The sequence below is a fragment of the Halomonas sp. MMH1-48 genome (genome assembly GCF_022348105.1).
GTDB lineage: Bacteria > Pseudomonadota > Gammaproteobacteria > Pseudomonadales > Halomonadaceae > Vreelandella > Vreelandella piezotolerans.
Map to the genome: position 1 here is coordinate 194598 of NZ_JAKRFL010000001.1, position 23623 is coordinate 218220.

Genomic DNA, 23623 nt, shown 5'->3' on the forward strand with positions numbered 1-23623 from the left:
ATTCGCACTCAGTGTCATCAGGTTGTCATCTTTCCTTTGCACCGAGACACGTCGTTATTTCGCCTCCACCGGCTTCTTTGTGCTTTCACTCACTGCGACAGAATTAGGCAATCTTTCCGCAGGAACCTGATACCTCTCACGATCCCCGATCCCCTATGTTAGCTCGTATCCAATCAGTGCTTAGGGTCTCTGGTCGAATCTGGCGCTACTGAATCAACGACATGACTGCCAACGCGCCCTCCAACAGCATAACGAAAGCCACTACCGGTTGCCGGTAGCCAAGGGAGCAAACCCTCATGAGAAGTTTTTCTCGAAGAGTCCGCCTTGAACGTAGTCGGGCTGTCATACCGTTTTTACTCATCATGGTCTTACTCGCTGGCTGCGAGGCTCAGAGCGATGGGGCAGCCGCCCCCTCGCAGCCGCCACCCGAGGTTGACGTAGTGGAAGTGGTAACTCAGCCGATGGTGTTGAGCGAGTCATTCACTGGGCGGGTAGAAGCCGCCGAAACGGTGGAGTTGAGAGCTCGGGTTAGCGGCTATATCCAAGAGGTGGCCTTTGTAGAGGGCGACCTGGTCGAACAGGGAGAGTTACTGTTTCTCATCGATCCACGTCCCTACCAAGCCCGCGTGAGCGCGGCCCAAGCGGATCTTGCACAAGCCAGGAGCCAATTGGCTCAGGCCAGCAGCGAGGCCGAGCGTGCCAGGGTGTTACTGGGGCGTCAGGCCATTTCCCAAGAGGTGCATGATCAGCGCCAATCGGCTTTGAATAATAACCGCGCTATGGTGGCTGCTGCCGAAGCTGCGCTGCAGACCGCCGAGCTTGACCTCGCGTATACACGCATAACGGCTCCGATTAGTGGACGCGTCGGACGGGCGATGGTAACTCGCGGCAACCTAGCCAATGCCGACCAGAGCCTGTTGACCACGCTGGTGAGTATTGATCCGGTACACGTTTACTTTGATGCAGACGAGCAAGCTGCATTTGCCAGCCGTGCACTCTTAAGCAATGAGGTGTCGAATCACTTGGCCATCGAACTGGGCGGCGACCCGCAACGGCAGTACACGGGCACCCTAGACTTTATCGACAATCGCTTAAATCCCAGTACGGGCACCTTACAATTCCGGGCGGTGCTGGCCAATCCAGATGGCCGCATTCGGCCTGGAGAGTTTGCAAGGGTCGAAATGCCGGTTGCTCGCTTAGAGCAAGCCTTACTGATAGACCGTAAGGCAGTGCTGACTAATCAAGATCGCCGCTACGTCTATGTCGTCAATGAGCATAACCTAGCAGAACAGCGACAGGTCACCACAGGAAGGCAGGTAGCAGAACGTACCGTCATCATCGATGGGCTTCAAGCAGGTGATCGAGTGATCGTCAATGGTGTACAAAAAGTGTTCTTCCCCGGTATGGAAGTGAGCCCCAAAAGCGTAGCGACCGCACCGGTGGCTAACATCCGTGCTTCCAATGAGCCCCCCGCCATTGCGGCCAGGGAAGAGTAAATCGCCATGAATTTCTCCCGTTTTTTCGTGGACCGTCCGATTTTTGCGGCCGTGCTATCGATCATCATTCTGGCGGTGGGGCTGATCTCCATTCCCAATCTACCGATAAGCGAGTACCCGGATGTCGTGCCGCCCTCAGTGGTGGTGAGAACCGTTTACCCCGGTGCCAATCCGCAGGAGATTGCCGAGACCGTAGCGACGCCGTTGGAGGAAGCCATCAATGGCGTTGAGGACATGATGTACCTCAAGTCTGTTGCAGGCTCTGATGGCGTACTGCAAATGACCGTCACCTTCCGTCCCGGCACCGATGCTGAACAGGCGGCGGTTCGCGTGCAGAACCGCGTTAGCCAGGCAGAGGCTAGGTTGCCGGAAGCCGTACGTCGTCAAGGCGTCACTACCCAGAAACAATCGCCAACGTTTTTGATGGTCGTTCACCTAACCTCACCTAGCGGTGAGTACGACACCCTTTATCTGCGCAACTATGTTCGACTGAATGTACGCGACCGACTCGCCCGGCTCGAAGGGATAGGGGATGCGCAAATCTTCGGTGGCGGAGATTACGCCATGCGCGCATGGCTGGATCCAGACCGAATAGCCGCCCGAGGCCTGACGGCTAGCGATGTCGTTGGGGCCATGCGCGAGCAGAACGTGCAGGTCTCTGCCGGGCAGTTGGGCGCCGAACCCATCGCGAATAGCGATTTTCTCACTCTGATCAACGCCCGCGGGCGGTTGGAAACGGTGGAAGAGTTTGGTGACATCGTACTCAGTCGTGGTGACAACGGCGAAATACTGAGGCTGGCGGATGTGGCCCGGCTGGAAATGGGTGCCGGGGACTATACGCTGCGCTCGCAGCTAGACGGCAATAACGCGGTAGGAGTGGGTATATTCCAGGCACCGGGCGCCAATGCGCTGGAGATTCGCGAGCAGGTGATTGCCACCATGGAGGAGCTGTCCGAGCAGTTCCCTGAAGGTGTCGAGTACGAAGCCGTCTACGACACCACGATCTTTGTGAATGATTCTATAAAGTCGGTGATCGCCACCCTACTGGAAGCCGTGCTGCTGGTGGTGCTGGTCGTCACGCTGTTCTTGCAAACATGGCGAGCTTCTATCATTCCATTGCTGGCGGTACCGGTCTCGGTGATCGGCACCTTTGGCGCGCTCTACCTGCTGGGCTACTCCATCAACACGCTGACCCTGTTTGGCCTGGTGTTGGCCATCGGTATCGTGGTGGACGACGCCATCGTGGTGGTGGAAAACGTCGAGCGCAATATCGAAGAGGGCTTAAAGCCACAGGCAGCCGCTCATCAGGCCATGCGGGAAGTCTCTGGCCCTATCATTGCCGTAGGCCTGGTACTGTGCGCAGTGTTTATCCCCATGGCTTTCCTGTCCGGGGTGACCGGTCAGTTCTATCGACAGTTCGCGGTGACGATTGCCATCTCCACGGTGATCTCCACCATCAACTCCCTGACGCTCTCTCCCGCGCTGGCGGCGATGCTACTCAAGCCCCATAACGCGCCCAAAGATCGCCTCACCCGTGTGATAGACACCCTGTTCGACTGGATTTTCCGTCCTTTCAACCGTTTCTTTAATGCCAGCTCCAACAAGTACCAGAGCGGCGTGGCCCGCTCCCTAAAGCATCGTGGCGCGGTGTTCGTAATTTACGCCCTACTGCTGTTGGGCACCGGCGTGATGTTCAAAGCAGTGCCTTCTGGCTTCATTCCAGTGCAAGACAAGCTTTACCTGATTGCTGGTGTCATCTTGCCGGAAGGGGCGTCGCTGGAGCGAACCGACGAGATGCTTCAGGACGTGGTGGATATTGCCATGGAGACCGAAGGCGTGGAGCACGCCATTGCCTTTCCCGGCCTGAACGCGCTGCAGTTCACCAACACCTCCAACACCGGGGTGGCCTTTCTTACCCTCAGCGCCTTTGATGAGCGCAGCCTTAGCGCCGCAGAGATAAACGCCCACATCAACCAGGGCATTGGTGGTTTGAAAGAGGGGTTTGCATTTTCTTTCATGCCACCACCGATTCTTGGCTTGGGCAATGGATCGGGGTTCCAACTATTCATTGAGGATCGCGGCAATCTTGGCTACGGGGCGCTGCAGCAGGCGGTCAATCAACTCCAGGGCGCGATTGCGCAAACACCGGGGATGGGCTTTCCGATCAGCAGCTATCAATCCAACGTACCGCAGTTGGATGCCGAGGTGGACCGGCTGAGAGCCAAGGCCCAGGGCGTGCCGTTGACCGAGCTGTTCGACACCCTGCAGACCTATCTTGGCTCGACCTATGTAAATGACTTTAATCGTTTCGGTCGTACCTGGCAGGTAATCGCCCAGGCAGACGCTCCTTACCGCACCAGCGTGGAAGATATTGCCCGACTGCGTACCCGTAATGATCAGGGAGAAATGGTGCCTATCGGTACGATGGTGGATATCAGGCAAACCTTCGGCCCGGATCCGGTGTTGCGTTACAACGGCTACCCAGCGGCGGACTTGGCCGGCGAATTTGATCCCCGCGACCTCTCCTCTGCCCAAGCAATGGAGACTATTAACGCCCTGGCGGAAGAAGTGTTACCACCAGGCATGGCGCTTGAATGGACCGACTTGAGTTACCAGCAATCCACCCAGGGTAATGCGGCGATGATCGTCTTCCCGCTGTCGATCCTACTGGTATTTTTGGTGTTGGCCGCGCTTTACGAGAGTTGGACGCTACCACTCGCCGTCATTCTGATTGTACCCATGTCGATGCTGGCCGCGCTGATCGGCGTATGGTTTGGCAGTGGCGATAACAACGTCTTCGTGCAGGTAGGGCTGGTCGTGCTGATTGGCCTGGCGTGTAAAAACGCCATACTGATCGTGGAATTCGCCCGCGAGCTGGAACTGCAGGGCAAGAGCATCGTGGAAGCCGCCCTGGAAGCCTGCCGACTACGGTTGCGGCCGATCATCATGACCTCGATTGCTTTCACGGCAGCAGTTTTACCGTCGGTGATCGCTACCGGCGCAGGCGCCGAGGTACGCGCAGCACTTGGCACGGCGGTGTTTGCGGGCATGATCGGCGTCACTCTGTTTGGCCTGTTCTTGACACCGGTGTTTTACGTGTCACTGCGTAAACTCTCGGGATCGCGCCCGCTCGTAAGCCATCACGGCGCTTCGTTGGGTGGCCCCGCCCTTCCCTCCAACCAACTCCACACGGAGTGATAACGAGGGTTGCCAATCAGCACATGCCAAGAGCGAGGGTGCTTTCCAGAAGCGCCCTCGCCATTCCATGACCGGCACTTTTACCGGACAGATGACATTGCCCACGTTCCGACGATGCGATCATGAGCAATCAGTAGACTTAACAGGCGGTAAAGAATTAGGACGAAGGGTAATTGTCTGGAAAGTAGAACTCAGAAATGGAGGCGGCCCCAAAAGCCACATCCCGGCACACGCAGCCACCACTACCGTTGCTCCCTTCCGGGCCTGGCGGGGTTCGCAGTTTAGCGTTGCGGGAGGACCTAAGGGGCCACCATAATCGTATGCGTTTGAATGCATACTGACACTGATTGGTGGCTACGCCCTGATTCGAACAGGGGACCCCATCATTATGAGTGATGTGCTCTAACCAACTGAGCTACGTAGCCTTTACGACGTCAGCGGGTGCAGAGTATGCCTATATTAGCGGCAAAAGGCAAGCCGAAATGGCCTGCCTTTTCATGCGCGCAACGCACGCGCTTACAACGCCGACTGTACGGCAGGTAGTGCGTCGCCGCCATCACGCGTCGTCACGCCTTCCAACCACGCCTCCAATACATCGGGATGTGTACTCAGATAGTCACGCGCCGCTTCACGAGGTTCGACCCCCTCGTCCATGATGGCGCTCATCAATTGGTTTTCCATCTCTAGCGTGAACGTCATGTTGCGCAGCAACTCACCGATGTTCGGGCAAGACTCGACGAAACCAGCGCGGGTATTGGTATAGACCGTCGCGCCACCGAGATTGGGGCCAAAGTAGTCGTCTGCGTCAGACAGGTACGCCATCTGGTAATTGGTGTTCATGGGGTGCGGCTCCCAACCCAGGAACACCATCCACTTCTCATTGGGAACCCGCGCACTCAGCTCGGCCAGCATGCCCGCCTCGCTGGAGTCGATCACCTGCCAATCACCTAGCCCATAGGCATCATCATCGATCATTTGCTGAATGAGTTCATTGCCGTCATTGCCCGCTTCGATGCCGTGAATGCGCTGCTCGAACCGATCGGCATGCTCGGCTAGATCATTCACCGACGTCACGCCCGCGTCGTATACGTATTGCGGCACTGCCAGCGTATATTTGGCCCCTTCGAGGTTGGCCGTTAGACGTTCGACCTCGCCACGCTCGATGTAGGGGTCGCTGATGGAGGCCATGGAAGGCATCCAGTTACCCAAGAAGACGTCGAAATCGTCATTACGCATGCCGGCGTAGGCAATGGGCACCGAGACTGTATCGACACGGGGTTCATAGCCTAGCGCTTCCAATACTTCGCTGGCCAAGGCCGTCGTGGCGGTGATATCGGTCCAGCCCACCTCGGCAAAACGAACGCTACTACACTCATTGGCAGCAGCCGTCATCGGCAGGCAGGCGGTCACGAACAGAGCACTCAAGTGGCGTTTGGTTAACTGTTTCATCCGTCGTCTTTCCTCGTTATCCGTTATGTTGAAACGCCCTCTACGGCGAGCAATGCAGAGGCGAGAAACTATTCGACACACTTTTATTGATTGAACGTTCAATAAAAAAATGCCATCATGGTTAGGTAATCATGCCTACTCCTTCATTTCAAGGTGAGGAGCCAATGGGCATTCAACGTCATTAGGAGATAGCTGTGCCAAAGGTGGGAATGGAACCAATACGCCGCCAGCAGTTAATCAAGGCAACGATGGCGGCCATTGACGAAATGGGTCTTGCCGAGGCGACGGTCATGCGTATCGCCCGTCATGCGGGGGTTTCCGCTGGCATCATTAGCCACTACTTCGGCGGCAAGGATGGCTTGCTGGAAGCCACGATGCGGCAAATTTTGACCGATCTCAGCGATGCCGTTGCGGCGCGACGCCGTGCACTAGAAGATGACTCTCCCCGCGCCCATATTGGTGCCATTATCGAGGGTAACTTCGACAGGACTCAGGTCACCGGGCCTGCCGCGAAGACGTGGCTTGCCTTCTGGGCAAGCAGCATGCACAAGCCAGTGTTGCAACGTCTTCAGTACGTCAACGACCGCCGCCTATACACCAATCTTTGCCACCAGTTTCATCGCGTCATGCCCCGAGCCGATGCCCGCAACGCCGCCCGTGGCTTGGCCGCCATGATCGATGGCTTGTGGCTGCGCGGTGCACTGACGCCCGAAGGCTTGAATGCCGACGAGGCACGGCATCTTGCGCACACCTATCTCGACCAGTTACTGACACATTACGGATGCTTTCAAGATGCATCCACTGCCGAACTTTATTAAGGAGATCGACATGGCCGCTCAAGACGTACAGCCCCTCTACATCGATGGTCGCCCGGTTGATGCCACCTCCGGCGAGACGTTTACCGTGACCAATCCTTATGATGGCAGCCTGCTGGCCACCATTGGTCAAGCAAGCCAAGCCGATGTCGATAGCGCCGTTCAGGCCGCACAGCGTGGCCAGCGCGAGTGGGCCGCCATGACCGGCATGGAGCGCTCGCGCATCCTGCTACGCGCCGTGGCACTTCTGCGCGAACGCAACGATGAGCTCGCCGAGCTGGAAACCCGCAATACCGGTAAACCCATCAGCGAAACCGCCAGCGTCGATATCGTGACCGGTGCCGATGCCCTGGAGTACTACGCAGGCCTTGCCCCCGCCATCGAGGGCCACCAGATTCCTCTGCGCGACAGCTCGTTCGTGTATACCCGCCGCGAACCGCTAGGTGTGATCGGCGCCATTGGTGCCTGGAACTACCCGATTCAAATCGCCTGCTGGAAAGCGGCTCCGGCGCTGGCAGCGGGTAACGCCATCGTCTTCAAGCCCAGCGAAGTAACGCCGCTGACGGCGATGAAGCTTGCCAACATTTTCACCGAAGCAGGCCTACCGAACGGCGTGTTCAACGTGGTACAGGGCGATGGTCGCGTCGGCGCCATGCTGACCGAGCACGAGGGCATTGCCAAAGTCTCGTTCACGGGGGAAGTCGGCACGGGTAAGAAGGTCATGGCCGCTGCCGGTGGTTCCACGCTAAAAGACGTGACGATGGAACTCGGCGGTAAATCTCCGCTGATCGTGTTTGCCGACGCGGATCTTGATCGCGCAGCCGATGCCGCCATGATGGCGAACTTCTACTCCAGCGGCCAAATCTGCACCAACGGTACCCGCGTGTTCGTCGAGCGCAGCGTCAAAGAGGCGTTCGAAGCCAAGTTGGTCGAGCGTGTAGCGCGTATCAAAGCGGGCGACCCGATGGATCCAAGCGTCAATTTCGGTCCGCTTGTCAGCTTCGAGCATCAGGAAAAAGTGCTCTCCTATATCGCACTGGGCAAAGAGCAAGGCGCACGCGTGCTGGCCGGGGGCGACGCGTGGAACAGCGGCGAATGGGCCAAAGGCGCTTGGGCGGCCCCCACGGTATTCACCGACTGCACCGACGAGATGCGTATCGTCAAAGAGGAGATCTTTGGACCGGTAATGTCAGTACTGGCCTTCGACGACGAAGAGGAAGTCATCCGTCGCGCCAACGATACCAAGTACGGCCTAGCCGCCGGCGTCTTCAGCGAAAGCCTGAACCGCGCGCACCGTGTGATTCACCAGTTAGAAGCCGGCATCTGCTGGGTCAATACGTGGGGTGAATCTCCGTCTGAAATGCCGGTGGGTGGCTACAAAGAGTCCGGTATTGGCCGTGAAAACGGAGTGGAAACGCTCAATCACTACACGCAAACCAAGTCCGTGCAGATCGAGATGGGGCCGTTCGAGTCGGTGTTTTAAAAGCTGAGCCCAGCTTTCGTACACCGAACTCCCCCTTCTGGATGAGAGAACCGCTATGTCTCAAGCAACTGAGTTTGATTACATTATCATCGGCGCCGGTTCAGCAGGTAACGTGCTGGCCACGCGCCTGACCGAAGACAGCGATGTCAGCGTGCTGCTGTTGGAAGCCGGTGGCCCTGACTACCGTTTCGATTTTCGCACCCAAATGCCCGCAGCGTTGGCTTACCCGCTGCAGGGCAAGCGTTACAACTGGGCGTTCGAAACCGACCCTGAACCTAATATGGACAATCGCCGTATGGAGTGCGGGCGTGGCAAAGGCCTAGGCGGCTCCTCGCTGATCAACGGTATGTGCTACATCCGCGGCAATGCGCTTGATTACGACCACTGGGCCAAACAGCCCGGTTTGGAGGAGTGGGATTATTTAAGCTGCCTGCCCTACTTCAAAAAGAGCGAAACCCGCGATATCGGCCCGAACGACTACCACGGCGGCGACGGGCCCGTCAGCGTGACCACGCCCAAAGCGGGCAACAATCCGCTTTACCGCACCTTTATCGAGGCGGGCAAGCAAGCCGGTTATCCAGAAACCGAGGACGTCAACGGCTACCAACAAGAGGGCTTCGGCCCGATGGACCGCTTCGTAACGCCGAAGGGCCGCCGCGCCTCCACCGCTCGCGGCTACCTGGACACGGCCAAACAGCGCAGTAACCTGACCATCGAAACCCGCGCCGTCACCGATGTGATCGAATTCGATGGTAAGCGCGCCGTCGGCGTCCGCTACGAGCAGAAAGGCCAGCCCAAGCAGGCTCGCGCGCGTCGCGAAGTGCTGCTGTGCGGTGGTGCGATTGCCTCCCCGCAAATTCTCCAGCGCTCCGGCGTGGGTAACCCTGAGTGGCTGAAAGAGCTGGGCATTCACGTCGTACATGAACTGCCCGGCGTCGGCGAAAACCTGCAAGACCATCTGGAAATGTACATTCAGTACGAGTGCAAAGAGCCCATTTCGCTCTACCCGGCGCTGAAGTGGTACAACCAGCCAAAAATCGGTGCAGAGTGGCTGTTCAAAGGCACCGGTGTGGGCGCAAGCAACCAGTTCGAGTCCTGTGGCTTCATTCGTAGCCGCGATGACGAGGAGTGGCCTAACCTGCAGTACCACTTCCTGCCCATTGCCATCAGCTACAACGGTAAAAGTGCCGTCGACGCACACGGTTTCCAAGCCCACGTGGGCTCCATGCGCTCTGAGAGCCGTGGACGCATTCGTCTTACGTCGAAAGACCCCCATGCAGCACCGAGCATTCTGTTCAACTACATGGCCAAAGAGAAGGATTGGGAAGAGTTCCGCGACGCGATTCGCCTAACTCGCGAGATCATCGCCCAGCCCGCCTTCGACCGATACCGAGGCCGGGAAATTGCCCCCGGCCCGGACGTGCAGAGCGACGAAGAGCTCGACAATTTCGTCAAGCAGCACGCCGAAACTGCTTATCACCCCTGCGGCAGCTGCCGCATGGGCGAAGGTGACATGGCGGTGACCGATGCCCAAGGCCGTGTACATGGGCTCGAAGGACTGCGCGTGGTGGATGCATCACTATTTCCGGTCATTCCAACCGGCAACCTGAATGCTCCCACCATCATGCTGGCCGAAAAAATCGCCGACCGTATTCGCGGTCGCGAGCCCCTGCCCCGTGCCAGCGTCGATTACTACGTCGCCAACGGCGCGCCTGCCAAACAGGCATCGTAGTCTGAGACGAGTTCGGGCTTATCGACCCGCTGCGTCAAAACGCCATGGTTCCGCGCCATGGCGTTTTTTTATGTTCTAACTGCGCTACATTGAAGATATAAAGCGAACGTATAACGGTGAAAGGCTTGCACTAAGCATCATGACTCTGCGAATATTCAAACATACGTTTAAATACGTTCATTGATAACCACCCCACGGAGAACACCCATGCTCACCTTACTCCTCATCGTGCTCGCCGCTGCCGGCTTGCTCGTGGTGATGCGTCGCGAGGCAGGGGCCACCCCTGCGCTTGCTCTATTAGGCGTATTGGGCTTAGTCGGCCTGGTACTCGGCGCCCCGGTCGTGGGCACACTGCTGTTGATTGGCGCTGCGGCAGTGGCCGTTGCAGGCTTGCCTGTGCTGCGTCGTCAATGGTTGACACCGCGCATCTTTGCCACTTTCAAAAAGGTCGCCCCGAAAGTATCGGCGACCGAGCGTACCGCCTTGGAAGCGGGCAGCGTCTCTTGGGACGGTGAACTCTTCTCGGGTAAACCCCAATGGCAATCGCTGCTCGACTTCAAAGACGACGGCTTGAGTGATGAAGAGCAGGCGTTTCTAGACAACCAGTGCGCCAAAGCCGCCGGCATGTGCAACGCTTGGGATATTGCCCGTGAGCGCGCCGACCTGCCCCAAGAGCTGTGGGACTTCCTGAAGAAAGAGGGCTTCTTCGGCATGATCATTCCGAAGGAGTACGGCGGCCTGGGCTTTTCGGCCAAGGCGCAATCCATGGTGCTGCAAAAGCTCTCCGCCAACGAGACGCTGATGGTCACCGTGGGCGTTCCAAACTCTCTCGGCCCGGGCGAACTGCTGCTGAAGTACGGCACCCAAGCGCAGAAAGACCACTATCTGCCGCGCCTGGCCGATGGTCGTGAAATTCCCTGCTTTGGCCTCACCGGCCCCCGTGCAGGCTCCGATGCGACCTCCCTGCCGGATACCGGCGTGGTGTGTAAGCAGGTCATTAATGGCGAGGAAGTGGTCGGCGTGCGCCTGAACTTCGAGAAGCGCTGGATCACCCTGGCGCCCATCGCCACCGTGGTTGGCCTAGCATTCCGTCTCTTCGACCCGGACAACCTGCTCGGCGACGAAGAAGATCGGGGCATTACCCTGGCGCTAATTCCCCGCGACACCCAAGGGATGGACATCGGTCGTCGCCACCACCCTATTGGCAGCCCGTTCATGAATGGCCCGATCAAGGGCAAAGACGTGTTCGTACCGCTGGACACCATCATCGGTGGCCCGGATATGATCGGCCAAGGCTGGCGTATGCTGGTGGAGTGCCTGTCGATTGGCCGCTGCATCACGCTACCCTCGGGCGCCACCGGCACCGCGCGTTACGCGTTGGGCTGGAGCGGCGGCTTCACCCGCGTGCGTCGTCAGTTCAACGTGCCGGTTGCTGAAATGGAAGGCGTTCAAGAGCCGTTGGCGCGCATGGCGTCGCTGGCTTACATTTCCGCCGCCACGGTGTACCAAACCGCTAACCTGATCGATCACGGCGAGAAACCGGCGGTACCCTCGGCCATTCTGAAAAGCCAGCTGACCGAATTCCAGCGCGTACTACTCAGCGATGCGATGGATGTTCACGGCGGCAAGGCCGTGACCCTCGGCCCACGCAACTATCTGGGTATTGGCTATAGCGCCAACCCTGTCGCGATCACCGTGGAAGGCGCCAACATCATGACCCGCAACCTGATGATCTTTGGTCAGGGAGCGATTCGCTGCCACCCTTACGTGCTGGAAGAGCTGGCCGCGAAAGACGCCAATGACGTCAAAGCCTTCGATAAAGCCTTCTTCGGGCATGCGGGCTTGATCTTTGGCAACGCGGCCCGCGCCTTTACCCTGGGACTAGGCATCGGCAAGCCGAGCGTACCGTTTAACGGCCCCGCTGCTGGCTACGCCCAGGATATCGCGCGCCTCTCTGCCGGCTTCGGCCTGTGTGCAGATGCCGCCATGGCCAGCCTCGGCTCTGAGCTGAAGAAGCGCGAAATGCTCTCGGCGCGCCTAGGCGACGTACTTTCCAACCTCTACTTGGCTTCCATGGTGCTCAAACAGTGGCACACCGGTAACAAAGTCGAAGGTGAAGAGGCCCTCCTGCATTACAGCCTTCGCTTCCTGCTGAATCGCGCTGAACAGGCCTTCGTGGAGATTTTCGACAACCTTCCCAACCGTGCGCTTGGCAAGACGCTAAAAGTGGTTGTCATGCCGACGGGCCGCCGTTGGAACAAACCCCATGACGACCTGGCGCGGGATATTGCCCAGCGGGTATCGACTCATAGCGCGCTGCGCAGCAAGCTGCTTTCGAACACCTGGGACAAAGACGACGGTGCCGTGAGCAATCCGCTTGCACGCTATAACGCTCTGCTGGGTGATTACGACCGCGCCGAATCGATCTACCGCACGGTTAACAAAGCCTACGCCAAAGGGGAACTGCCACACACCGCGCTGCACCCCGAAGCACGTGTGGAAGCCGCGTTGGAGAAAGGCTTGATCAACGAAGAGGACGCTGCCTTCATGCGCACGTTCGAAGCCGAAGTACTGGAAATGCTGACCGTCGATGACTTCGCTTACGACGCCTTTGCCAACGACAAGTCGACATTGATCGACCACAACGCAACATCGGCCAAGGCGTCACCATCGGCAGAAACCAGCGTCAAATAACACGACCCTCATCTAGCGAGACCCTCGACCGGCCCTTTTGGGGCCGGTTTTTTTTGCGCGGACGTCATGTTCTAAAACGAAGCAAACGAACATGAAAGCACTCAAAAGCCATTGCCGAACGCTCAGCTGTCGATTCAACGAGTCAAAAAAGCACCATTCGGGCTCTTTCTACGCCTAAAAGCGAATACAAACGGCCATCAAAAGCGTTGCAAGTTCGAAAATGATCAACTAGCCTTTCGTTAATGAAAATATCGCCTGGGTAGGTTGTCTGATAATAAACGGTCAACAAACATGACCAACCACCCATCCCGCGATCAGCGCGCTGCGCAACTATCGACGATACCACCCATATCGATACCACCTATCAATAACAACGACGCTAGCGAGATTGGCATGTCCTTACATTTGCAACACATCGACCATGTCGTCGGGGGTCAATCCCACATCAGTGGGGTGGATCTCGAACTGGAACCCGGTTCCTTCAACGTATTGCTGGGACGGACCTTAGCAGGCAAAACCACGCTCATGCGTCTCATGGCAGGCTTGGAGCAACCTACCCGCGGGCGCATCTTCATGGACGGCAAAGACGTCACGGGCGTGTCGGTTCGCAAACGCAACGTGTCGATGGTCTACCAACAGTTCATCAATTACCCCAGTCTGACGGTACGCGACAATATTGCTTCACCGCTGAAACTAGCCAAAACGCCTCAGCAGGAAATCGATCGCCGTGTCGGCAGCATTGCCGAAATGCTGCATATCGAACATCTCCTTGATCGCTACCCGCAAGAGCTCTCCGGCGGACAGCAGCAGCGGACGGCCATGGGACGGGCACTTGTCAAAGATGCCGATCTGATTTTGTTCGACGAGCCGTTGGTCAATCTGGACTACAAACTGCGCGAAGAACTCCGCGACGAGCTGCGTGAGCTGTTCAAAGCCCGTAACTGCATTGCCGTTTATGCGACCACCGAACCCAACGAAGCGCTGGCACTCGGCGGCAATACGGCCGTGCTGCACGAAGGACGGCTGCTCCAGTACGGCCCCACCGAGCAAGTCTATCGCGAGCCCAACGGTCGCCACAGCGCCGAGATGTTCTCCGAGCCGCCGATCAACATCGTGCCCGGCAAACTCACCGCGACGGACATCACCTTCGATCAGTCGCTACATTTTCCCTGCGACCCAGCGCTGCAGATGCTAGCCCCTGGCGATTACGACTTTGGCGTGCGCGCCTCTCATATCACCCTCAACCCCCAGTCAGTCGACGATCTCGAGCTGCCAGTCAGGGTCGACGTCGCCGAGATAAGCGGTTCTGAAACGTTCTTACACGTGCGCCATGAGCGCTTCCCACTGGTGCTACATTTAGCGGGAATTCACGAGTTTCACGTCAACGATGCGATCAACGTGTACTTCCCAACGCATCAGCTCTACGCCTTCGATAAACAGGGCAGCACCGTGCACATCCCCTCTTCTGCTCAAGGGAGCGTTGCTCATGGCTGAGATTACTTTGAAAGGCTTGGCGCACAGCTATAGCAAAAGTCCTAGCAGCCATAGCGACTACGCGATTCGTCAGATGGATCACGTGTGGCACCAGGGCGGCGCTTATGCCCTGCTAGGCCCGTCGGGCTGCGGTAAATCAACGCTGTTGAATATCATTTCGGGCCTGCTGGAGCCTTCAGAAGGTGACGTACTGTTCGACGGGCATCGCGTGAACGAGCTGCCACCGGAGGAGCGCAACATTGCCCAGGTGTTTCAGTTCCCGGTGATCTACGACACCATGACGGTGTACGACAACCTGGCTTTTCCGTTACGCAACATGAACACTCCCGAGTACAAGGTCGACCCGAAAGTTCGTGAAATTGCCGACATACTCGATCTTACGCCGCTGCTCTCTCGGAAAGCCAAAAACCTCACCGCCGATGAGAAGCAGAAAGTGTCCATGGGCCGCGGCCTAGTGCGTGACGACGTCTCCGCCATCTTGTTCGATGAGCCGCTCACGGTGATCGATCCACAGCTGAAGTGGAAGCTGCGCCGCAAGCTCAAAGAGATCCATGAGCGCTTCAATATCACCATGATCTACGTCACCCACGATCAGCTCGAAGCCTCTACCTTCGCGGACAAGATCGCAGTGATGTACGACGGCCAGGTGGTGCAGTTCGGCACGCCTCGTGAGCTGTTCGAAAAACCGGCGCATACCTTCGTGGGTTACTTCATTGGCAGCCCAGGCATGAACTTCATGAGCGTTACCCATCGAGCGGGCAATGTGATGTTTGGCGATCTGCCACTACCTGTGAACGAGGCCATTAGCCGCAGCGTGGCGGCGTCTAGCTCTAGCAATATCAAACTCGGCATTCGCCCTGAGTTCATTTCCGTCAGCCAAACCCCCGGGGCTGACAGCGTACCTATTGAAGTGGTCAACCTGCAGGACTTGGGCACCTATTCATTGCTGAGCTTTACCCTCAATGGCCAGTTTTTCAAGGCAAGGCTGCCCGAGGGGCATGCGCCGATCGGGGACGCGGCCCACGCCACGTTTTCCGATCAGCACATCGCGCTTTATGTCGATGAATACCTAGTGGAGATCGGCCATGAATAACAAAGTACTCAATAACCGCGCATGGCTACTGGTACTTCCCATGCTGGTGCTGGTGGCCTTTTCCGCCATCATTCCTTTGATGACCGTGGTCAACTACTCGGTACAGGACGTGCTCGGCCCTAATGCCCGCTTCTTCACCGGTACCGAGTGGTTTCATAGCATCTTGAACGACTCGGCGCTGCGCGATGCCTTCGTGCGTCAGATTTTGTTTTCCCTGACCATTCTCGCCATCCAAGTGCCTTTGGGCATTGGCATTGCGCTGATCATGCCTAAGCGCGGCTGGCAGGCCTCTGCCGTACTGATCTTGATTACCCTGCCGCTTCTGATCCCTTGGAACGTGGTGGGCAGCATTTGGCAGATCTTCACCCGTGGCGATATCGGCCTGATGGGCTGGGGCCTGCGGGAGTTGGGCATCAACTACAACATTACCCGCAATGCGGGGGATGCCTGGGCGACGATCATTTTGATGGACGTGTGGCACTGGACCCCACTGGTGGCCATGCTCTGCTACAGCGGCCTGCGTTCGATTCCCGAGGCTTACTACCAAGCCGCGCGTATCGACCGCGCCTCCAAGTGGGCCATCTTCCGCTACATCCAGCTTCCCAAGCTCACCAACGTGCTGGTCATTGCGGTGCTCCTGCGTTTCATGCACTCGTTCATGATTTACGCCGAACCTTTCGTACTGACCGGCGGCGGCCCGGGTAGCTCCACGACCTTTCTGAGCCAGTCGCTGGCCACCATGGCCATCGGCCAGCAGGATCTAGGACCCTCTGCCGCGTTCTCGATCATCTACTTCCTGGTCATTTTGCTGGTGAGCTGGGTCTTCTACACCACCATCATGCACATGCAAAAAGATAAGAACCCGCACGGGGGAGCATGATATGTACCGCATAGACAACGCCCAGAAGGGCGAGAAGTACAACACCATATTTAGCCGCACGACCCCGGCCCAACGGCGCAAGCGCAACGCTCGCAGTCGCTTTCGCGCGCGGTTTCTCTTGGGGCTCTATCTGTTTCTGATGATCTTGCCAATTTACTGGCTTATCAACATGTCGCTGCAAACCAACAGCGAGATTTTGGGCTCCATGACGCTATGGCCCCAAAACCTGACGTTCGATAACTACATCGGCATTTTCACTAACTCAAGCTGGTACATGGGTTATGTGAACTCGATGTTGTATGTAGCGCTCAACATGCTGATCACCATCTGTGTGGCGCTACCTGCCGCCTATGCGTTCAGCCGTTACCGCTTCATCGGCGACAAGCACCTGTTCTTCTGGCTGCTCACCAACCTGATGGCACCGCCTGCGGTGTTCCTGCTGCCCTATTTCCAGCTCTACTACTCGGTAGGCTTGTTCGATACCCACATTGCCGTGGCGTTGGCCCACTGCCTGTTCAACATTCCGTTGGCCATCTGGATTTTGGAAGGTTTCATGAGCAGCGTGCCGAAAGAGATCGATGAGACGGCCTATATCGATGGGTATAGCTTTCCACGCTTCTTCATCAAGATCTTCATCCCTATGATCCGTTCCGGTATCGGTGTGACGCTCTTCTTCCTGTTCATGTTCTCGTGGGTCGAGCTGCTGCTGGCTCGCACGCTAACAGCGACCGATGCCCAACCGATTGGCATGATCATGACACGGACCTCCACCGCGTCGGGTATCGATTGGGGCACACTGGCCGCCGCCGGGGTGCTGACCATCGTGCCGGGCATTTTGGTGGTGTACTTCGTTCGCAACCATATCGCCAAGGGCTTTGCCCTGGGCCGCACCTAAGGAGCACCGTTATGTCTTGGATGGTATGGACGACACCGACTGCCATTTTCTTTTCATCCATTGCAGCGATGCTAGCAGGGATGACGCTGTGGGAGATCTTATCCCCCACCGTCGAACGCAAGGGGTTTCTACCCATTAGCACCACCCGCGGCGACCGGCTGTTCATCGGCCTGCTCTCCGCCGCGTTTATTCACCTGGGGGTGATTGGCTTCACAACGCTATCCATTTGGATAGCGCTGGCACTATCAGCGGTATGGCTGCTGGTGTTGATGCGCTGGGGCTAGGCCAACGGCTTTCTCAGCGGATGTACGGCGGTATCAAGGACGCTCACGTCATCAAGGAAGAGCACAACAAAACGAGGTCAACATGCGTAATAACAAGTTCAAACTCACTACCCTCGCCGCTAGCCTAATGCTCGCATCGGGAAGTCTCATGGCAGATGACCACGACGCGCGGGCCATAGCGGAGCGCCTGGTAGACGAGCACTTCCAAGATTCGACGCTCAGCCGCGAGGAGCAGATCGAAGAACTACTCTGGTTTGCCAAAGCGGCCGAGCCGTTCCGGGGCATGGATATTCAGACCGTAGCCGAAGGCCTGACCACGCACGTGTATGAAAGCGAAGTGCTCGCTCCCGCGTTTAGCGAGCTGACCGGCATCAACCTGACCCATAACATCATCGGCGAAGGTGACGTGGTCGACACCATGCAGAACCAGATGCAGTCGGGCAACAGCATCTACGACGGCTTCGTCAACGACACCGACTCCATCGGCACGCATATTCGCTACGGCACCACCATCAACCTTAGCGAAGCCATGGAGAACGAGTGGGCAGACTATACCCTGCCGACGCTGGACCTGGACGACTTCATCGGTTTGCAGTATGGCACCGGCCCCGATGGCAGCCTCTATCAGCTCCCTACCCAGCAGTTCGCCAACCTGTACTGGTTCCGTTATGACTGGTTCCAGCGTGAAGACTTGCAAGAGCAGTTCCGTGACATTTACGGCTACGATTTAGGCGTGCCCACCAACTGGACCGCTTATGAAGATATCGCCGAATTCTTTACCGAGCATGTCGGTGAGATCGACGGTACTAAGGTCTACGGGCACATGGACTACGGCCGCCGCGACCCCTCTTTGGGTTGGCGCTTCCACGACTCCTGGCTCTCCATGGCAGGCATGGGTAGCCCCGGCGTACCGTCCGGCAATCCGGTGGATGACTGGGGTATTCGTGTGAATGAAGAGAGCCAGCCGGTCGGCGCAAGCGTAAGCCGGGGTGGTGCGACCAACTCACCTGCTTCCGTCTTCGCCATGCAGAAAGCCGTGGATTGGCTGCGTGATTTCGCACCGCCCGAAGCCCAGGGCATGACCTTTGGTGAAGCTGGCCCCGTGCCCGCCCAGGGCCATATCGCTCAGCAGATCTTCTGGTACACCGCCTTCACCGCCGACATGACCGACCCGTCTGTTGCCGTCACCGACGACGAAGGCAACCCGCTGTGGCGCATGGCACCCTCTCCCACTGGCCCCTATTGGGAAGAGGGCATGAAGGTGGGTTATCAGGACGTAGGTGCCTGGACCTTCTTCGATTCTACGCCTGAAGATCGCCGCACGGCCGCTTGGCTGTTTGCCCAGTTCACCGTGGCGAAAACCACCTCGCTGGAAAAACTGATGGCGGGCCTAACGCCAATTCGCGAGTCGGACATCTTCTCCGAGCAGATGACCGAAATGGCACCCCGACTGGGCGGCCTGGTGGAGTTCTACCGCAGCCCCAACGAGTCTAACTGGACCCCTACCGGCACCAACGTACCGGACTACCCACGCATGGCACCGCTGTGGTGGCAGAACCTGGCACCGGTGATGAGTGGTGAAGTCACGCCCCAAGAAGGCCTCGACAAGCTCGCCGCCGACATGGACAACACCATGAACCGCTTGGCACGGGCCAACGTCTTCGACAGCTATGCCCCGGTGCTGAACGAAGAACGCGACCCGCAGTACTGGCTTGACCAGGAAGGCGCACCCAAAGCGAAGCTGGATAACGAGATGCCGCAAGGCACCACCGTTCCTTACGATGAAATGATGGAAGCATGGATGGCGGCCGGCACCCGCTAAGACCTATAGGGCGGGCGCCAGCCCGCCCCTTTTCCGTGGTGTCATCAGCGGCGGGCATTGTTGCCCTCTCCACTCGTTGAGACCGCAACCGACACGGGGCTTTTTCTTAATTAATTGGAACCGCTATGAAACTGCGTAACCGTAATGTCGAGAAATTGCACACTGATGACTTTGACGCACTGATTATCGGTGGCGGCATCAATGGTGCAGCAACCGCCGCTGCTCTTGCGGGCAAAGGTGCTAAAGTAGCCCTAATCGACCGTGGCGACTTTGCTGGCAGTACCAGCATGCACTCCTCGAACCTGGTTTGGGGCGGCATCAAATACATGGAAAGCAAAGACTTTGCGCTGGTACGTAAGCTCTGCAAAAGCCGCAACCACTTAATCAAAAGCTACCCGTCTACCGTTCAAGAAATTCGTTTCCTCACCACGATTACACAAGGTTTCCGCCACTCTCCGCGCTATTTGTGGGCGGGCACTTGGCTTTACTGGCTCATGGGCAACGGCTTTACCAAGCTACCGCGCCTACTCTCGCCCAAAAAGATCAAGCAAGAAGAGCCGATTATCGACATTGAAGGTGCCGTTGGCGGGTTCGAGTACTCGGATGCTTACCTGCATGATAACGACGCTCGCTTCGTGTTCAACTTCGTGCGCCATGCGCTCAATTACGGTGCCGTCGCTGCCAACTATGTCGAATCGCTGGGCGCTGAGCGTGAAGGCGACGTGTGGGTGACCAAAGCCCGCAACGTAATGGATGGCAGCACCTTCAATATTCGTTCCAAAGTATTGATCAACGCCGCTGGCCCCTGGGTCGACCAGCACAATGCCCTGACGGGGCAAAAAACGTCCCACCAGCACCTCTACTCGAAAGGCATTCACTTGATTGTGCCGCAGTTAACCGACACCAAGCGGGTGCTGGCGTTCTTTGCCGATGATGGACGCTTATTTTTCGTCATTCCGATGGGCAACCGCACCTGTGTCGGCACCACCGACACCCATATGGAGCACCCCGAGGTCGACGTCACCGCCGACGATATCGCGTTCGTTTTGGAGAACATCAACAAGCGCCTGACGCTCGACAAACCGCTCACCCAAGCCGACATCATATCGACGCGCTGCGGGGTACGCCCTCTCGCCATCAAGGCCGACCAGGGCAGCGACCGCGACTTCCTGCAGCTATCGCGCAAGCATGTCATCGATACCAATGCAGAGAGTGCCCATATCAGTATCTTTGGCGGCAAGCTCACTGATTGCCTCAACGTGGGCGATGAAATTGCCGAAGAGGTAAAAGCGCTTGGCGTGGCGCTCAGCGATCCTAACTTTCACTGGTATGGCGAGCCGCCCGAGCCGGTGAAGCAGCAGTTTATGGATCAAGCCAAGCGCATGAACCTGGATGCCATGACGGCGGCTACCTCTTCAGAGCCGCTCTCCTCAAGACTATGGCGACGTTATGCAGAACAAGCGATTCCCATGCTTGAGAAAATTCGCCAAGACCCTTCTGAAGCCGATATTTTGATCGAAGGCACCGAGTACATCCGCTGCGAACTCGAGCACGCGCGTGACCATGAGATGATCACGCAGTTGGAAGACTTCTTACGCCGCCGCGCCAAGGTGTCGCTGGTCGTTCACCATGAGCAGCTGCGCCAGTCGCCAGGCCTCAAAGAGGCCTGTCGGGTCCTCTTTGGCGAAGAAGCAGAAGAACGGTTTACCACCTACTTCAAAGAGAATCGTGATACATCTCGGCCGCCGGTTGAAACGCTCTCTTAAACAGAAGCGATCATCCTAAACCGTCACTCTTGCTCACATAAAAATCCCCCTGCTAACGCAATAGCAGGGGGTATTAATATCGTGAGTCAGTGTGTTAAGGCATCACTCTTCGTGTTCGACGAGAAGTTGAGAATCGCCCGCTAATACCTCATCCCATGCTTCTTCCAGCGTACAGCCCGAACGACTATCAATGGTGTCGATGACTTCGACGGCATGTTGGAGCGACTCACGATTGCTCTTCAGCGCCAATACTAGCTTGGCTAAATCTTGCTTGCTGAAAGAGCTAGCGATACGGTCGGCTTGTTGGCTCAATTCGATGCAGTTCATGGTTAGTCCCTCATGGTATGGTCAGCCGCTGCTCGTTATTGTTTGATACTTCGTAATGAATAATCGAGCAGCCATCTTAATTAACGACGAATGGTGACATTGCTACTCATGCTGGGCCGGGTAAGTGCCCAGTTCGGTAACTGCGAAACGGTCACAAGCGTTACAAGACCTTCGCCTTAAGCGCCCTGGTAATACGGCAGCGCCTCGGTATGTAGCAAGGATGAGTGCGACGTATCGGGATAACAAAACACCGCCCTGATCCATGACTTCACTATGGTTCACGGCTGCCATGCTCACAATGCATCATTGGCAGCAGGCTGGGTTGTAGTTTGACTACATAACACCCATAGAAGCGCTATCGATGACGTAGACTTTCAAGAAGATAGTTAAACGACTGTTTTAAAAGGGTAGGAAAAAATCAATGGAGAAGAACTAACGCGCCTTTAAAAGATGAAAAACGCCTGCTCATTAAAAACGGATGCAGTTTACTCCTAAATAACGATTTCTCTATACGACCAAGGACGATGGCTTCGTTAAAAAACCGCCATAAAAAAACGCCGCTGTGCGACAGCGGCATCTTTTATGGCGCTTCGCGGCGACGTTCTTTACGTAGAGCGCACCCGGGATACCGCATCCAACCAGCCCTGGTAGAGCTTCTCACGGGTCGCCTCTTCCATGGTGGGCGTAAAGCTGCGCTCGCAACGCCAGAGCTGCTCGATCTCCTCTAACGTGTCGTACCAGCCAAGACGTAACCCTGCCAAGTAAGCCGCCCCCAGGGCCGTCGTTTCCAAAATGGTCGGACGGTCAACTTGGACATTGAGCATATCGGCCAAAAACTGCATGACCCAGCTGTTTTTCACCATACCGCCATCCACACGGAGGTTGCCCGGTGACGCTTCCATATCATCGTTCATGCAGTGCTGCAGGTCGCGGGTTTGGTAACACACCGCCTGAAGCCCCGCCGCGACGATTTCGGCGATGCCAGTGTCACGCGTCAGGCCAAAAATAGCGCCACGGGCCTTAGGGTCCCAGTGCGGGGCGCCCAGGCCGGTAAACGCAGGCACCAAGTAAACGCTGTGCCCTCTGCGGGTTTTCTGGGCCAGTGCTTCGGTTTCCGAGGCATCCGCAAACAGATTCAGACCATCTCGCAGCCACTGCACCGTGGCGCCTGCTACGAAAATACTCCCCTCCATGGCGTAAGTAGGTTTGCCGTTGATACGGTAGCCAATGGTGGTCAGCAGGCGATTACGCGATACCGAGGCCGTTTCCCCGGTATTCACGATCATGAAACAGCCGGTGCCGTAGGTGCTTTTACCCATACCAGGTTTGAAACACGCCTGCCCCACCAGCGCCGCCTGCTGATCACCCGCGACACCTGCAATCGGCAGCGGCGCGCCCAGCCAGTGGGCCTCGACCGTGCCAAAATCATCGCTGGAATCGTTCACCTCGGGGAGCATATTGGCGGGTACATCAAATAGCGCCAGCAGTTCTTCGTCCCAGGTTTGGTCATGAATGTTGAACAGCGCCGTGCGCGAGGCATTGGTGGCATCGGTCACGTGACGTTTACCATCGGTCAAACGCCACATCAAAAAGCTATCGACGGTGCCGAACGCCAGCTCGCCCCGGGCAGCACGCTCGCGGGCGCCCTCGACGCAATCGAGAATCCAGGCCAGTTTGGTGGCAGAAAAGTAAGGGTCGATCAATAGGCCAGTTTTCGACTGTACTAACTCAGTATGCCCCTCGTCGCGTAGCGCCTGACAGCGCTCGGAGGTGCGACGATCTTGCCAAACGATGGCGTTGTACAGCGGCTTGCCTGTGTCGCGATCCCACACCACCGTGGTCTCACGCTGGTTGGTAATGCCGACCCCATCCACTTGCTCGGGGGTTATCTGGGCTTTGCTGAGCACTTCCCGGCAGGTCGCGATCACCGATTCCCAGATATCTTCCGGGTCGTGTTCGATCCACCCATCTTGTGGGAAGTGTTGAGGAAACTCTTGTTGGGCAACTGCCGCAATTTGGCCTTGGCGGTCAAAAAGAATGGCGCGGGAGCTGGTCGTGCCTTGATCGATGGCGAGAATAAAGGAGGACATAGCGCATTCACTTTGTTGTAGGTTCTTTCGATTTTGTCTGTTTTGTTTCGTTTTATTATCATCAGAGGCTACTCTAGGCGCCTGGAATGCTCAAGTATGAAACTC

General features: G+C 57.1%; 16 protein-coding genes, 1 tRNA gene and 1 other RNA gene. 13 read left to right on the forward strand and 5 right to left on the reverse strand.

Annotation, left to right across the window (positions count from 1 at the left end):
* Positions 1–440: 440 nt before the first annotated feature.
* Together MHM37_RS00965 and MHM37_RS00970 are read left to right on the forward strand one after the other, a co-directional pair.
* Entirely contained in the window at positions 441–1496 is a 1056-nt protein-coding gene (locus MHM37_RS00965) for an efflux RND transporter periplasmic adaptor subunit (protein WP_239295696.1), read from the forward strand.
* A gap of 6 nt (positions 1497–1502) precedes the next feature.
* Positions 1503–4694 (forward strand): multidrug efflux RND transporter permease subunit, encoded by a 3192-nt coding sequence (locus MHM37_RS00970; protein ID WP_153843394.1) that lies wholly within the window; start codon positions 1503–1505, stop codon positions 4692–4694.
* Between the two features lie 207 nt (positions 4695–4901).
* Here the strand turns inward: MHM37_RS00970 and ffs are convergent.
* The 3 genes from ffs to MHM37_RS00985 form a co-directional block, all read right to left on the reverse strand.
* Positions 4902–4998, reverse strand: an RNA gene (gene ffs, locus MHM37_RS00975) — signal recognition particle sRNA small type.
* Positions 4999–5042: 44 nt separating this feature from the next.
* Positions 5043–5119 (reverse strand) — tRNA-Met (locus tag MHM37_RS00980).
* 91 nt (positions 5120–5210) lie between these two features.
* The gene (locus tag MHM37_RS00985; RefSeq protein ID WP_239295695.1) at positions 5211–6143 is read right to left on the reverse strand and encodes a choline ABC transporter substrate-binding protein; all 933 of its coding nucleotides are present in this window, start codon (positions 6141–6143) and stop codon (positions 5211–5213) included.
* Between the two features lie 194 nt (positions 6144–6337).
* Here MHM37_RS00985 and betI point away from each other — a divergent pair, with 194 nt between their 5' ends.
* From betI to MHM37_RS01040, 11 genes are all read left to right on the forward strand, one after another.
* Positions 6338–6961: a transcriptional regulator BetI gene (gene betI, locus MHM37_RS00990; protein ID WP_194928586.1), complete on the forward strand. Its 624-nt coding sequence runs from the start codon at positions 6338–6340 to the stop codon at positions 6959–6961.
* Between the two features lie 10 nt (positions 6962–6971).
* A complete protein-coding gene (gene betB / locus MHM37_RS00995; RefSeq protein WP_239295694.1) occupies positions 6972–8441 on the forward strand; it encodes a betaine-aldehyde dehydrogenase in 1470 nt (489 codons plus the stop codon).
* Between the two features lie 55 nt (positions 8442–8496).
* Entirely contained in the window at positions 8497–10173 is a 1677-nt protein-coding gene (betA, locus tag MHM37_RS01000; protein ID WP_153843721.1) for a choline dehydrogenase, read from the forward strand.
* A gap of 207 nt (positions 10174–10380) precedes the next feature.
* Positions 10381–12867: an acyl-CoA dehydrogenase gene (locus MHM37_RS01005; protein WP_239295693.1), complete on the forward strand. Its 2487-nt coding sequence runs from the start codon at positions 10381–10383 to the stop codon at positions 12865–12867.
* A gap of 393 nt (positions 12868–13260) precedes the next feature.
* A complete protein-coding gene (locus tag MHM37_RS01010; protein ID WP_239283518.1) occupies positions 13261–14361 on the forward strand; it encodes an ABC transporter ATP-binding protein in 1101 nt (366 codons plus the stop codon).
* Positions 14354–15454 carry an ABC transporter ATP-binding protein gene (locus MHM37_RS01015; RefSeq protein ID WP_239295692.1) on the forward strand — a complete coding sequence of 367 codons (1101 nt, stop codon included), beginning with the start codon at positions 14354–14356 and terminating at the stop codon, positions 15452–15454. Before MHM37_RS01010 ends, MHM37_RS01015 begins: the two co-directional genes overlap by 8 nt.
* The gene (locus tag MHM37_RS01020) at positions 15447–16334 is read left to right on the forward strand and encodes a sugar ABC transporter permease (RefSeq protein ID WP_044628028.1); all 888 of its coding nucleotides are present in this window, start codon (positions 15447–15449) and stop codon (positions 16332–16334) included. The genes MHM37_RS01015 and MHM37_RS01020 overlap by 8 nt, the downstream gene beginning before the upstream one ends.
* A gap of 1 nt (position 16335) precedes the next feature.
* Positions 16336–17229 (forward strand): carbohydrate ABC transporter permease, encoded by an 894-nt coding sequence (locus MHM37_RS01025; RefSeq protein ID WP_239295691.1) that lies wholly within the window; start codon positions 16336–16338, stop codon positions 17227–17229.
* Between the two features lie 11 nt (positions 17230–17240).
* Positions 17241–17513 (forward strand): DUF2160 domain-containing protein, encoded by a 273-nt coding sequence (locus MHM37_RS01030; protein WP_044628030.1) that lies wholly within the window; start codon positions 17241–17243, stop codon positions 17511–17513.
* Between the two features lie 82 nt (positions 17514–17595).
* A complete protein-coding gene (locus MHM37_RS01035; RefSeq protein ID WP_153843717.1) occupies positions 17596–19335 on the forward strand; it encodes an ABC transporter substrate-binding protein in 1740 nt (579 codons plus the stop codon).
* 125 nt (positions 19336–19460) lie between these two features.
* Positions 19461–21101, forward strand: a complete 1641-nt coding sequence (locus MHM37_RS01040) for an FAD-dependent oxidoreductase (protein WP_139527352.1) — start codon at positions 19461–19463, stop codon at positions 21099–21101.
* Between the two features lie 102 nt (positions 21102–21203).
* On the opposite strand, the gene MHM37_RS01045 is transcribed toward MHM37_RS01040, so the two are convergent.
* Together MHM37_RS01045 and glpK are read right to left on the reverse strand one after the other, a co-directional pair.
* The gene (locus MHM37_RS01045) at positions 21204–21428 is read right to left on the reverse strand and encodes a hypothetical protein (protein ID WP_044628033.1); all 225 of its coding nucleotides are present in this window, start codon (positions 21426–21428) and stop codon (positions 21204–21206) included.
* Between the two features lie 605 nt (positions 21429–22033).
* Entirely contained in the window at positions 22034–23518 is a 1485-nt protein-coding gene (gene glpK, locus MHM37_RS01050) for a glycerol kinase GlpK (protein WP_239295690.1), read from the reverse strand.
* Between the last annotated feature and the right edge of the window lie 105 nt (positions 23519–23623).

What these genes read in the sequence shown, in the direction of transcription:
- MHM37_RS00970 (WP_153843394.1), top strand. Translation starts at nt 1,503, where the DNA reads ATGAATTTCTCCCGTTTTTTCGTGGACCGTCCGATTTTTGCGGCCGTG.
- MHM37_RS00985 (WP_239295695.1), bottom strand. Translation starts at nt 6,143, where the DNA reads ATGAAACAGTTAACCAAACGCCACTTGAGTGCTCTGTTCGTGACCGCC.
- betB (WP_239295694.1), top strand. Translation starts at nt 6,972, where the DNA reads ATGGCCGCTCAAGACGTACAGCCCCTCTACATCGATGGTCGCCCGGTT.
- betA (WP_153843721.1), top strand. Translation starts at nt 8,497, where the DNA reads ATGTCTCAAGCAACTGAGTTTGATTACATTATCATCGGCGCCGGTTCA.
- MHM37_RS01005 (WP_239295693.1), top strand. Translation starts at nt 10,381, where the DNA reads ATGCTCACCTTACTCCTCATCGTGCTCGCCGCTGCCGGCTTGCTCGTG.
- MHM37_RS01010 (WP_239283518.1), top strand. Translation starts at nt 13,261, where the DNA reads ATGTCCTTACATTTGCAACACATCGACCATGTCGTCGGGGGTCAATCC.
- MHM37_RS01015 (WP_239295692.1), top strand. Translation starts at nt 14,354, where the DNA reads ATGGCTGAGATTACTTTGAAAGGCTTGGCGCACAGCTATAGCAAAAGT.
- MHM37_RS01020 (WP_044628028.1), top strand. Translation starts at nt 15,447, where the DNA reads ATGAATAACAAAGTACTCAATAACCGCGCATGGCTACTGGTACTTCCC.
- MHM37_RS01025 (WP_239295691.1), top strand. Translation starts at nt 16,336, where the DNA reads ATGTACCGCATAGACAACGCCCAGAAGGGCGAGAAGTACAACACCATA.
- MHM37_RS01030 (WP_044628030.1), top strand. Translation starts at nt 17,241, where the DNA reads ATGTCTTGGATGGTATGGACGACACCGACTGCCATTTTCTTTTCATCC.
- MHM37_RS01035 (WP_153843717.1), top strand. Translation starts at nt 17,596, where the DNA reads ATGCGTAATAACAAGTTCAAACTCACTACCCTCGCCGCTAGCCTAATG.
- MHM37_RS01040 (WP_139527352.1), top strand. Translation starts at nt 19,461, where the DNA reads ATGAAACTGCGTAACCGTAATGTCGAGAAATTGCACACTGATGACTTT.
- MHM37_RS01045 (WP_044628033.1), bottom strand. Translation starts at nt 21,428, where the DNA reads ATGAACTGCATCGAATTGAGCCAACAAGCCGACCGTATCGCTAGCTCT.
- glpK (WP_239295690.1), bottom strand. Translation starts at nt 23,518, where the DNA reads ATGTCCTCCTTTATTCTCGCCATCGATCAAGGCACGACCAGCTCCCGC.